Origin of the sequence: Fredinandcohnia onubensis, from assembly GCF_002734285.1 — a bacterium.
GTDB classification, from domain to species: domain Bacteria; phylum Bacillota; class Bacilli; order Bacillales; family Bacillaceae_L; genus Ferdinandcohnia; species Ferdinandcohnia onubensis_A.
In genome coordinates, this window is sequence record NZ_NSEA01000014.1 from 15,549 (window position 1) to 28,101 (window position 12,553).

Annotated in this window: 11 protein-coding genes and 1 pseudogene; 4 read left to right on the forward strand and 8 right to left on the reverse strand. The window is 37.2% G+C overall.

Annotated elements, in window-relative coordinates; all coding sequences use genetic code 11:
• Positions 1 to 152: 152 nt before the first annotated feature.
• Together motA and motB are read left to right on the forward strand one after the other, a co-directional pair.
• Positions 153 to 1,015, forward strand: a pseudogene (motA, locus tag CKJ95_RS14195) (flagellar motor stator protein MotA).
• Complete coding sequence (gene motB, locus CKJ95_RS14200; protein WP_373604855.1) at positions 976 to 1,689, forward strand: flagellar motor protein MotB; 714 nt, start codon at positions 976 to 978, stop codon at positions 1,687 to 1,689. Before motA ends, motB begins: the two are co-directional and overlap by 40 nt.
• 35 nt (positions 1,690 to 1,724) lie before the next feature.
• On the opposite strand, the gene CKJ95_RS14205 is transcribed toward motB, so the two are convergent.
• On the reverse strand, positions 1,725 to 3,290 hold the full coding sequence (locus CKJ95_RS14205) for a bifunctional metallophosphatase/5'-nucleotidase (protein WP_099354104.1): 1,566 nt from the start codon (positions 3,288 to 3,290) through the stop codon (positions 1,725 to 1,727).
• A 216-nt stretch (positions 3,291 to 3,506) separates the two neighbouring features.
• Here CKJ95_RS14205 and CKJ95_RS14210 point away from each other — a divergent pair, with 216 nt between their 5' ends.
• Positions 3,507 to 5,012, forward strand: coding sequence for an ATP-binding protein (locus CKJ95_RS14210; RefSeq protein ID WP_180271520.1), 1,506 nt, complete (start codon positions 3,507 to 3,509; stop codon positions 5,010 to 5,012).
• Positions 5,013 to 5,058: 46 nt separating this feature from the next.
• On the opposite strand, the gene CKJ95_RS14215 is transcribed toward CKJ95_RS14210, so the two are convergent.
• On the reverse strand, positions 5,059 to 6,006 hold the full coding sequence (locus tag CKJ95_RS14215) for an aldo/keto reductase family protein (RefSeq protein WP_099354106.1): 948 nt from the start codon (positions 6,004 to 6,006) through the stop codon (positions 5,059 to 5,061).
• A gap of 229 nt (positions 6,007 to 6,235) precedes the next feature.
• On the opposite strand from CKJ95_RS14215, the gene CKJ95_RS14220 reads away from it, so the two are divergent.
• Positions 6,236 to 7,471 carry an MFS transporter gene (locus CKJ95_RS14220; RefSeq protein ID WP_099354107.1) on the forward strand — a complete coding sequence of 412 codons (1,236 nt, stop codon included), beginning with the start codon at positions 6,236 to 6,238 and terminating at the stop codon, positions 7,469 to 7,471.
• A 576-nt stretch (positions 7,472 to 8,047) separates the two neighbouring features.
• Here the strand turns inward: CKJ95_RS14220 and CKJ95_RS14225 are convergent.
• The 6 genes from CKJ95_RS14225 to mtnW form a co-directional block, all read right to left on the reverse strand.
• On the reverse strand, positions 8,048 to 8,308 hold the full coding sequence (locus CKJ95_RS14225) for an aspartyl-phosphate phosphatase Spo0E family protein (protein ID WP_142353951.1): 261 nt from the start codon (positions 8,306 to 8,308) through the stop codon (positions 8,048 to 8,050).
• Positions 8,309 to 8,615: 307 nt separating this feature from the next.
• Positions 8,616 to 9,245 carry a cyclic di-AMP binding protein CbpA gene (gene cbpA / locus CKJ95_RS14230; protein ID WP_099354108.1) on the reverse strand — a complete coding sequence of 210 codons (630 nt, stop codon included), beginning with the start codon at positions 9,243 to 9,245 and terminating at the stop codon, positions 8,616 to 8,618.
• A 176-nt stretch (positions 9,246 to 9,421) separates the two neighbouring features.
• Entirely contained in the window at positions 9,422 to 9,967 is a 546-nt protein-coding gene (locus tag CKJ95_RS14235) for a 1,2-dihydroxy-3-keto-5-methylthiopentene dioxygenase (protein ID WP_099354109.1), read from the reverse strand.
• Between the two features lie 22 nt (positions 9,968 to 9,989).
• Positions 9,990 to 10,610 carry a methylthioribulose 1-phosphate dehydratase gene (locus tag CKJ95_RS14240; RefSeq protein ID WP_099354110.1) on the reverse strand — a complete coding sequence of 207 codons (621 nt, stop codon included), beginning with the start codon at positions 10,608 to 10,610 and terminating at the stop codon, positions 9,990 to 9,992.
• On the reverse strand, positions 10,597 to 11,265 hold the full coding sequence (locus CKJ95_RS14245; RefSeq protein ID WP_099354111.1) for a 2-hydroxy-3-keto-5-methylthiopentenyl-1-phosphate phosphatase: 669 nt from the start codon (positions 11,263 to 11,265) through the stop codon (positions 10,597 to 10,599). The genes CKJ95_RS14240 and CKJ95_RS14245 overlap by 14 nt, the downstream gene beginning before the upstream one ends.
• A 2-nt stretch (positions 11,266 to 11,267) precedes the next feature.
• Positions 11,268 to 12,506: a 2,3-diketo-5-methylthiopentyl-1-phosphate enolase gene (mtnW, locus tag CKJ95_RS14250; protein WP_099354112.1), complete on the reverse strand. Its 1,239-nt coding sequence runs from the start codon at positions 12,504 to 12,506 to the stop codon at positions 11,268 to 11,270.
• Positions 12,507 to 12,553 lie beyond the last annotated feature (47 nt).

The window sequence follows — 12,553 nt, forward strand, 5'->3', positions numbered from 1 at the left end:
TCCTACATATATTTTCCACTCCGAAATATTCGCGATAAAATGATAAGTTTCGCTAAATAATCTAGTAATTTTGTCGATAAAAATAGTAGAATGTTAGATAAACTATTAGAAACAACTTTAGTTGTTACGTATGAAAGTATAGGTGATATTAATTGGATAAATCGTCATTAATTGGTGTAATACTTGGTTTAATTGCCGTCTTTATAGGTATGATTTTAAAAGGGGTTTCAGTAACAGCTTTGATAAACCCCGCTGCCTTTTTAATTATTATTTTAGGAACGATTGCAGCAGTAACAATTGCTTTTCCTACCAGTGAATTAAAAAGGGTGCCACAATTATTTGGGGTCCTTTTCAAAGAAAAAAAGTTGTTAGGTGTTGAAGAATTAATTCCAATGTTCTCAAGCTGGGCAACGATTGCTCGTAAGGAAGGCCTATTAGCACTTGAAGTCAAGGTTGCTGAAGTGGATGATCCCTTCTTAAAAAATGGTTTAAGCATGGCGGTTGATGGACAAAGTGCGGAATTTATTCGTGATGTGATGACGGAAGAATTAGAAGCAATGGAAGACCGCCATTTATCTGGCGCTTCGATTTTCTCCCAAGCAGGAACATATGCCCCAACACTTGGGGTATTGGGGGCAGTTGTAGGTCTGATTGCAGCATTGGGCCATATGGACGATACAAATGCACTTGGGGAAGCTATTGCAGCTGCGTTTGTTGCAACTCTATTAGGGATTTTCACAGGTTATGTACTGTGGCATCCTTTCGCAAATAAATTAAAACAGAAATCAAAGCAGGAAATAAAAATTAAAGAAGTCATGATTGAAGGCGTTTTGTCTGTCCTTGAAGGTCAATCCCCTCGAGCAATCGAACAAAAACTTTCAATGTACCTATCAAACAAAGACCGTGAAAAGGTTTTGACTGAAGGTGAAATGATAGATGGCTAGAAAAAGACGAAAACGAAAGCACGATGAGCATATGGATGAATCATGGCTGGTGCCCTATGCGGATATTTTAACGTTATTACTGGCCTTGTTTATTGTTTTGTTTGCAGCAAGCAATGTAGATGCTCAGAAATTTAATGCGCTCCGAAGCTCTTTTAATAATGTTTTCACAGGTGGAACCTCTGTTTTAGAATACGAGAGTCCGACACCAGTTGAAATTGATACAGTTGCAATCCAAAATGATAAAGACAAAGAAAAAGAGAGAGAAAAACAAGAGCAAGAAGAACTGAAGGAATTGCAAAAGAAGATTAATGGCTATATCGCCGAGAGTGGTTTAGATTTAAGTCTTAAAACGCGCTTAACGGAAGAAGGTTTGCTAGTTACCATTCAGGATGGTGCCTTCTTTAATCCGGCAAGTGCAAAGGTTCGACCAGAGGATATTAAAATTGCAAGAGAAATTTCTGAGCTGTTGGTTATGGATTCTCCTCGCAATATCATTGTAAGTGGACATACAGATACTGTCCCTATTAATAATCATGAGTTTAAAAGCAACTGGCATTTAAGTGTCATGCGTTCCGTTAATTTTATGAGTATTTTATTAGAGAACGAAAAACTTAATCCAAGCCGTTTCAGCGCTCGCGGCCTTGGTGAATATGAACCTGTTGCGACAAATGACACACCAGAAGGTCGTAGTCTTAACCGACGAGTAGAAATACTAATCCTGCCAAATGGAGTTGAGCAAGAATAAAGAAATCCCGCGGAGCACATCCGTGGGATTTTTTATTACCATATTACCTTCCAATTTTCATCAACAGTGGCTTCAATTGTCCCTCTTTTAAGGATATAATCTGCGATTAGCTCGGACATATCGAGTGGAATATCTTTAATAACTGGCTTATCCTTAAACATCACATATTCTCCGCCACCACCTGCACGGTAGTTGTTCATGACCACATCATACTCAGCTTCTGGCTGAATGGGTTCACCCTTAAAGATTAACTGTACGACTCGCTCTCCAATCGGCTTTGAAATATCGATTATATATTCAATACCCTCCCACATATCATAATTGTAATGCTGTGGCTTTGGTGTTGTGAAGGTCGGATTGACTGCTGCCTTCCCATTATCAAGGATAAAATAACTTGCACTTCTTTCTAGTGCCGCCTTCATGTCCTCCCCTGTTATCCGAATGACCGTTAATGTGTTTGGGTAAATATAATTAGATACCACATCTCTCATCGTTATATTTGATGGAAAACCTTTCGTTATATTATTAAAAAGAGCTGTATTGGAAATCGATACCTTGGCAACATCCATTTGCACCTTATTAATAAATTCAACAAGCGCATTATCCTTTAAGCGTGCTTTTAATGGATCATCAATTGTCATATTTCCGATAACCCGGCCAATTGGTTTATCCAACCATTCTTGTGTCGCAGCCTCATATTCGTTTACTAGTTCAATTGAACCTTCGTCTTCTTTTTTATCTTCTACTAAAATAAGTTCAGGCTTAGATTCTGAAATGGTCCACTTATCCTCTTTTTTTGTAAGAGTTAGAGTGACTTTACCAATTGCCTGTCCATTAAAGCTTGGCTGAACAATCGGTATGCCATTTACTTTCCTGGCAAGAGAACGATGTTGATGGCCAGTTAATAAAACGTCAATCCCCTCAATCTCTTTACAAATTCGGTACCCCTGATTTTCTCCAGTTTGCTTTTCGGTTGGTTCACCGGTTTCCAAATCTGCTTCAAAGCCACCGTGGTAGGAAACAATCATCAGATCTGGCTTTTCATCTTTACGAATTTTCTCCACCCAATTTTTCGTTGTTTCGAATGCATCATTAAAAGTTAAACCTTTAATGTGCTCCGGATTCTCCCAATTCGGAATGTAGTGAGTGGTTACACCCAGAATCACAGCCTTTATTCCTTCCTCAAGCTCAACCATGATATATGGCTTTCCAACAAATGGCTCTCCTTTTTCATTTACTATATTTGCAGAAAGCCATGGAAAAGTTGATTCTTTTATTGCCTGCTGTAAAACATCGATTCCATAATTGAATTCATGATTCCCAACTACAGCTGCATCATATTTTAAATCATTCAATATTTTAATCACTGGATTTTGTTTATGACGACTTGAACGTACATAATGATAAGATAAAGGTGTTCCTTGGATTAAATCTCCATTATCAATAACGATGGTATTCTTATTACGACTTCTCTCTTCTTTAATAACAGTCGCAATCTTTGTAAGTCCAAGTCCAACAGGCTCATTGTTCCCATAGTTAATTGGAAAAATATTGCCGTGTACATCACTCGTTTCAAGAATTGTAATTGATATCGATCTCATTTTTTGTTACCTCTTTTGTATAGGGTCAATTTTAGTATACATAATTTTACCAATTTCGGGGTTAAGAATTATATTCTTTTAACATTAGAGTTTTTCCATTCACTCCTAAATAATGTAACAATAGACCGAAATTGATTGTTTTTGTCGAAATTTTATATGTTTCTCTTTGTCATTTTGATATAATATTTTTACAGGAAAATGGCAAGGAGAATGTGTTTGAGAATAAAATCGAATGTTCTAAAAAATATTCTTGTATATCTAATAATTGTAATCTTACCTACCACAATTGGTAGTATTTTATTTGCGAATTATCATTATAATACGGCTATAATTAATCAAACTGCCGAAACAAAAGAGATGGTAAACTTTCAATCTAGCTATATTGATCGATTTATTGGAGAAGCAATAGCCAGCACCGAAACGCTTGGAATTGTCTTTGAAAACAAGAATAGTAATGAAGAGATTAAGAACATGTTACATTCAATTCATAAAAAGGATGATCGCTTTTCTGGACTATATTGGGTAAACCCAAACGGTGATATACTTGTGTCTACTCTCGACTTAGATAAAAAAGTGAACATTTCCTATCGCGAATATTTCCAACAGGCCCTTCAAACAAAAAGGACCGTCATCTCACCAGCCCATAAAGGAGTTATAACAGGGAGATTTGTTGTTACAATTGCCACACCCGTTTTAAAATCTAATGAAGTTAAAGGTGTTGTACTCTTTAGCTTACGCTTAGATTATTTAGAAAACGTATTGAAGGTTCTTGCACCGGATGAAATTTTAAGAGTCGTAGACCCAACTGGTCAGGAATTAATTACCACTAATTTAAATTCACATTCACTTGATAGCGATATCATTCGTACAGAGCTTACTAATGTGAACTGGACAGTTGAAGCATGGCCTCGAACAACATTAACCAATAAAAAAATATTTATTTTAAACTCAGTTATTTTTAGTGGTATTTTATTAATCCTTACTCATATTCTATTTCTTCTTGGAAAATATCTTCTTCTCAGACGCCAAACCATTCGTGAACGAGAGGAAAATGAGTTACAGAAATTAGAATTAGTCGGGACATTAGCCGCTAGTAGCGCCCACGAAATTAAAAACCCTTTAACTGGGGTAAAAGGACTCATTCAATTATTAAGTGAAAAACATAAGGATCCGAACGATCAATTTTATTTTTCGGTGATTCAGCAAGAGATTACAAGAATCAATGATATTGTCAATGAGTTCTTGATTCTTGGAAAACCTACTGCTGATAAACGAAAAAGCTATGATATGAATGATATTGTGAAAGAAGTCCAACCCATTATACAATCTGAAACAAACCTATATAATGTGGAATTTGATTTACAGTTTTCTGAAACGCCACTGTACATCATGTGCTCAAATGATAATATTAAACAGGTTGTTTTAAATCTATCCAAAAATGCAATTGAATCAATGCAAGCAGATGGTGGCAAACTGACAATTTCGATCCAAAAAGAGGGACAGTCTTGTCTATTGTCAATCACTGATACAGGTGTCGGCATCCCAAAACATATCCTTTCAAAAGTGTATACTCCATTTTTCACCAATAAGGATACTGGAACTGGGCTTGGTCTCGTGATTTGTAAAAGAATTGTCAATATGTATAATGGAACTATTAACATTGAGAGTGTGGAAGGTAAAGGTACAACAGTTCAAGTATACTTACCTCTACACGAAGATTAAAAACAAACCCACTTTTTCGAAAGTGGGTTTGTTGATGCTTATGGGACTATACAGTCAAAATCGATTCGATTCTCTTAATCTCTTCAAATCCAAGCACAAGGTCAGAAGCTTTGGCATTTGCTTCAATCTGCTCAGGATTTGTCGCCCCGACAAGTGTACTCGCAATATTGTGTTGTCTTAAAATCCAAGACAGAGCTAATTCTGGCAGGGTAACACCTAGTTCTGTTGCAAATTCTTCGAGACGATCTAATTTAGTTGAAACAATTCCATTAATAATATTTTTCACCCATGTATTTACCTGAGAGTTTGCTCCTCTGCTACCAGTTGGAATCGTACCTCCTCTATACTTGCCTGTTAATACCCCTTGGGCAAGCGGTGAATATACAACCTGAGAAATTCCATTTTTCTCACAAACTGGTATAATCTCATCCTCGATGTCACGATGGAGCATATTGTATTGAGGTTGATTCACAATAATCCGATCTAATAAATACTTATCTGCAATGGCTACAGCTTCCTGGATTTGAGCTGCACTCCATTCACTTACACCCACATAAAGAATTTTTCCTTGCCTAATTAAATCGTCAATTGCTCGTAGTGTCTCATCCAGAGGAGTATCTTCATCATAGCGGTGACAGTAAAACACATCCACATAGTCTAGTTCCATGCGTTTTAAACTCGCATTAACTTGTTCGATTACGTGTTTCCTTGATAAGCCCCTATCGTTTGGACCATCACCCATCGGACCATATGCTTTTGTTGCGATAACATAAGATTCACGCGGGTATTCTTTTAACGCACTTGCTACGATTCGCTCTGCTTCCCCTCGCTCATACACATTTGCCGAATCAAAAAAATTTATTCCAAGTTCATATGCTTTATGAACGGTTTTCGTCGCCATTGATACATCTACTGTTTTTCCAAAAGTTAGCCAACTACCCAAACTAATTTCACTAACTTTAAGACCAGAACGTCCTAATCTTCTGTATTTCATGTCATGCCTCCTCCTTCAAGCGAATATTATCTTACTATTAAATTTATCAGAAATTTCAAACAAGGTAAAGCAATTGTTCAATGAATAAAATGTTGACTTTTGTCTTGATTTACCTATATTTATTTTGAATTTTCACTTTACAAAATTGGAAAAAAGGTTTTTCATAGAGTAAAGGATTATAATGATTAAAATTACTTCATCGGTAAGTAACAAAGGGGAAATAAATAAAATGCTCGCAGCAAAAACACAAGCTACACCTACTGAAAATGACGCGAATAAAACACTTTATGGGATTTTATTTATCATTGGATTTGTCCACATGCTCAATGACTCAATACAGGCGATTATTCCAGCGATGTTTCCAATTTTAGAACGATCGATGGGATTAACGTTTACGCAGCTCGGATTAATATCCTTCGCGTTACAAATTGTATCTTCAGTTGCTCAACCTGTTGTCGGTTGGTATACAGACAAAAAACCAATGCCATTTGCTTTGCCAATTGGACTAACCTCTACTTTTTTTGGAGTTATTGGACTCGCATTTGCACCAAACTTTTTAACGATCATTCTTTCTGTATTGTTTATTGGAATAGGTTCAGCTATTTTTCACCCTGAGGGGTCACGTGTAGCCTACATGAGCGCTGGGAACAGACGCGGATTGGCACAATCGATTTATCAAGTTGGAGGGAATTCAGGGCAAGCCCTTGCACCCGTCATTACCGCTTTAATCCTAGTTCCATTAGGACAATTTGGGGCCATTTGGTTTTCGTTAGTTGCAGCACTTGCAGTCGGACTACTAATCTATATTGCAAAATGGTATTCTAAAACGTTAAAAACAGTTGAGCTTCAAAAGAAAGTAAAAAAGGCCGTTTCAACTGTTCCGCGAAACATGAAAGCTGTAAAATTCGCATTAGTTGTTATCGTGCTATTTGTATTTGCTCGCACATGGTACATGTCAAGCATCACAAATTTTTACTCATTTTATGTAATTGAAAAATATGGTTACAGCATTTCACAAGCTCAAATTTTTATTTTCTTATTCCTAGCTACAGGGGCATTAGGAACATTCTTTGGTGGACCATTGGCTGATAAATTCGGAAAACGGAATGTCATCATTGTTTCCCTTTTAGGTACAGCACCATTAGCACTGGTTCTTCCGTTTGTTGGACCACATGTGGCAATCGTACTCGTAACGGTTATCGGGTTTATGCTTTTATCCAGCTTCTCCGTAACTGTTGTATATGCGCAGGAATTGGTGCCTGGTAAAATCGGAATGATGTCCGGGTTAATTGTTGGCCTCGCCTTCGGTATGGGTGCTATCGGTGGTGTTGGAATTGGTGCCATCATCGACGCAATCGGTTTAACACCAACCATCATCATGATGGGCTTCCTTCCATTGTTGGGATTGTTGGCCTTCTTATTACCAACTGATCAAAAGTTAAATGAATGGAATAGTGCAGGATAACACATTTTTAGGGACGCTTCTGGCGTCCTTTTTTGTTGCTTGGGGCTTTGGGAGCATGCGGTATACCATTTATCGTTTTACGGCTTGATGATATACCGATTACCTCGGTTGCGGTATACCATTTATCGTTTTACGACATGATGATATACCGATTACCTCATTTGCGGTATACCATTTATCGTTTTACGGTTTGGTGATATATCGATTACTTCATTTGCGGTATAGCATTTATCGTTTTACGATTTGGTGATATATCGATTTCCTCGGTTGCGGTATACCATTTATCGTTTTTCGACATGATGCTATACCGATTAGGACGTTTGCGGTATAGCATTTATTGTTTTGCGATTTGATGATATACCGATTACCTCGTTTGCGGTATAGCATTTATTGTTTTATGACATGATGCTATATCGATTACCTCATTTGCGGTATACCATTTATCGTTTCTCGGCTCTTCAATATACTGATTACCCCGCTTACGTTTTTTCTCCTCTAACCCCCACCCCATTCAACACACACTTTCTTTGCAAAAAAATAAACAATCCATTTTCATGAATTGTTAAGTAAATTATATTATGATTGTGATTTATAGCTGACTTTTTGAAGTGCAAAAAATAACATGACTCTCTTTAAAAACTGACGAAAAAGTGAATGGTTTCGTTCTGCTGATTCTGCTCGTTGATAGATATTTATAAGTTCATCAAGTTCTTGACTACATTCAATTGTTTCATTACTTGTAAACCCCGTACTATTAGCAATAGTGATCATTTCTTCTCTTTTTCTATTAATTTCCTCTAATAGTATCTGTTTGTAATCTATACGTCTAGTTTCCAAAACTTCCACTCCTTTATTCACACGTTAGAAGATTCTAACGCCGCATACAACTATCGTATGCCAACCAATACTACCTTTGGTGCATGCTGAGTTGCTATTACTCTATGAATTATTACAAAATCTACTATTTATGTAAATAGATTCGCAAAAATAGACATTTTTTTCTTAAAAATTTTTACAAATTTGTGTACGAAATCGCTTCCAACCCGTCTTTCAACTTTTTTCGACATCCGAAATAATACAAGAAACGACATAAATCTCAATAAAAAAAACCTATAGGTATACTCCCATAGGTCTAAACATTCTCTTATTTAATTCGATCGATATGTGTAACACGGAATTCTTTCGCTTCAAGCTTCCTTTTGATAGCCTGAATCTTTTCCTCTTCAAGTGATCCTGGTAGATTTAGGATGATGCGGCGGAGGTATTTTTCACCATTATCAAGTGTTAACATGCCATCAATGTTAACGTCACGGATTAGAGATACAAGATCTTTTATCGCACCTTTATGTTCAATCGTAGCTATTGTTAGTGTATATCCGCCTGTTCGCATTCCAAATGAATCCTCAAGGACATCCATTACATTTGAATGTGTAATAATTCCAAGAAATTCATTCTCGGAGTTAAGCACGGCAATAAATGGCAAACGGCGAATCGTTAAAAATGTCTTAAAGAAGGAATCCTCATCGTAAACAAAAGCATCCTTGCTCTCGACAACGGTAAGAATACTTGCATTTGCATCTCCACTTTTTTCATAAAGGTACTCTAAAATGTCGACTTTATAAATTAAACCTTCAAATGTTGTTCCATTTTTTGATAATACCGGGACTGACCGATAGCCTGTTTCATTTAAAAATTGAAGGGCTTGCTGAACGTTAAAATCGTCGTGACAATATTTCACATCTGATTTCTCGACAAAATTATAGCGAATCTTCATAATCTCCACTCCTCATACAGTAGAAAGAATTCCCAACTACCTATAGTATATGCAACAAAATATTTCTTTTCCAATGAACAAAAATGTAACATATTTATATTCATATGTAAAGAATATTCTAAACATTTAGATATAAAAAAGAGCCTATGGTAAAACACCATATGCCCTAGCTATTCCTATTTTGCACCCGTAAAATCTGGGTCTTGGAATGGGTGAGCTACCCAACCAGCTGCATCAATAAATAATCGCACTGCAACGACTTCACGATCATCCATTAGTGTGAAAAAGTGTGGTGTGTCAACAGGTACAGAAATAACATCCCCTGCTTCTAGTTCAACGTCAAAGTAGCCAGTATCTCCACTTCCTTTAATAATAAAAATCCCATGTCCTGCTACAATTGCGCGTACTTCATCTTCGGTATGAACATGTACTTGTTCGAATTTCTTAAGAAGTTCATCAAGGTTTGGGGTTGCATCGGATAATGCGATGACATCCCAATTTTGGTATCCATTGCGCTCACCAAGTGATTTGATTTCTTTTTCATAAATGGATAGGATTTGTTCTTTTTGCTCATCATTAATTCTGCAATTTCCTCTTAATTCCACTGGTAGTTTACTAGTGTCCCAGTGCTCATAAAGAACACCTTGTTCTTGTAAAAATGCTGCTACCTTTTCTTGACCCTCTAGTCTTTCACCTGTATTACGTAATTTAATATTTGCCATTTTTCTTCACCTCGTAAAATTTTTATACCCTTAAGGGGGCTAATGCTAATAGTTTTAAATGATAGCTAAAAAGAAACTCATATGCTTCTAAATGTTTTTTTGCATCAAATGCATTCTTGGCCCAGACAGTGATTCCATGGTTTCGGATCAGAACAGCGCCAAAGTCCCCAGTGACATACTTGCCAAAATTTCTAGCAAGTGTCGGGATATCAGCATCATTATGGATGATTGGTATTCTGATTTCTGCATCCTCATCCCATAAACCAAGTGCTTTAATAATTTCCTGTCCCTTGAATACAACCTCACCCCTGTCAGCATATAGTTCAGAAATGACATTGTTATCAACTGTATGGACATGAAGGCTACAGCCTGCATTTGTTTTGTTATAGATCTCAACATGCAGAAGTGTTTCTGCTGAGGGCTTCAAGTGAGTAGGAGTAACTGGATAACCTGCACCGTCCACTAGTAAAAAGTCCTCATCCGTTCGTTTCTTTTTATCCTTACCACTTGCTGTAACGAGAAATGTGATGGGATTGTCGGATACTTTTATAGCAAGATTTCCACTTGTTCCCATAAACCAATCACGGGCTGCAAGCTCATCTTTAATATCCGCAAGCTCAGTCCATTGTTTAATTCGAAGCATTTGTCACAACCTCCTTTTTTAGAACCTCAATAACATCAAAAAAGGAATGGAAGGAAGAATGTTCGATTCCGAGTTCTTCACACTTTTGCCCAAGAAAATCTCTAGCAATGACCTTGTCTCCAAGTTTAGCAGCCTGAAGATCGGTAATGGAATCACCAATGACAATCTTAAAATCAGCCTCATTTGCAAGCTTTCGAATTAATGTTGGCTTACAACAGCCACACTCGTTTGTACACTCATCATCACAAGTGTATGGCCATACAATATTAATTCTTTCATTTGAAAAATCAGATTTGTTACAGTAAATTTGCTCCTTTGGAACAAGTCCTTCGAGTAATGGCTCTACAAAAAAATCAATCCCACCGCTGACAATGTATAGCGGAATTCCCTCATCTTTTGTAAACGCGACAAATTCCTTAAAGCCATCACGAATTTCAGCGTGGTTCAGAATATATTCTGTAATTTCTTCTCGCCAAGCTGATGGTAGAAGAGAAAACATATTACTTACACCCTCTCGAATCGGGATTGTTTGAGTGAGAACCTGATCCTTAATCTCTTCCCAACCAGGCGGTGCAAATCTTTTCATGATGGCTATAATGTTATCTGTATTCGTGATTGTGCCATCAAAATCACAGAAGATAATTGGTTTATTCATTTTTATACCTCTTTATATCCCCATAATTCAATTGCCTTTTTAAGCTCTGGGCTATTTTTTGCAAATTCAATAAGTGTCTTTCCACCTAGTACTGCATCAACCGCAGCATTAAAGGCTTTTCCGCCCCCAATTGCACCATCAGGATGTCCGTGAACACCGCCACCGGCATTGATGACACTATCTTTTCCAAAATCATTGATTAGTAGTGGCACTAGGCCTGGATGGATTCCCGCTGAAGGAACAGGAAATGTTGGTTTAAATGCCTCATCATTTTTTGTTAACTCTTCTGCAATTGCTAATGTCTGTTCTCTTTCAAGCGCAACACTACCATATGGTGAAGGGAACAAGACAAGATCTGCCCCAGCATATCTAAGTAATTTTCCTAGTAATAGCCTATTAGAAAATCCGTAAAACTCAGAGGGAGTAAGTGTCCCACTCACAGCTGGATGAGCCATAATTGGTATTGAAATTTGCGGGTCTTCTGCTAAGCTTTGAAGCACATCAATTCCGTAAGCAAAAACATTAAACAATAGAAGGTCTGCACCTAACTCTACTGCCTTCCTAGCTTTTTCCCTTAGTTCGAATGTTCTTCCGGTCAAGTTTACAGCGTAAAGTGCTCGATGGCCGGTTTCTTTGTAAACATCTTCTAGTATTTTTCTTCCCTCTATAATTCTTGTTTCAAAAGGTGTTAATGTATTCTCAAAGAGGATTTCATCATCCTTGATGATATTCACACCGCCTAAGGCCTGCTCACGTAGCTGATCCTTGAGGTACTCCATATCCCTTCCAATAACTCCTTTAAAAATGCTCATCACGAGCGGTCTATTATATACTCCTAGTTTATCTCGAATGCCATTAATTCCAAATTTCGGACCTGGTAATGTGGATTTTAACTCACTTGAAAATTCCAAGTCTAGTAGTTTCACTTCCCCGTCCAAAGAAAGCTTACCAAACGTAGTTGTTAAAACAGCTGGTAGGTCTGCACTAAAATTAGCGCTTGGGTATGCTATTTTAATAATTCCCTTTTTTACTTGCTTTCCTAAATATTGACTTGCTCGGCTGTCTGTATCTAATTGCTTGACACTTATTACTATACCTTTATGCTTTATAAGCTGGTTTTGTTCTATTTTTGGTAAATTTGTCCAAGATCCAATCGTTAAGCCGAGTGCGATACTTTCAGCTTTTTTCACTAAGTCGTCCCCGGTGTCATGCACCAAATACGTAGCAATCACTTCACTCATTTTTCAACCCCCATTTCAAAAATCTGCCATAAGACGAAAAAAACCTC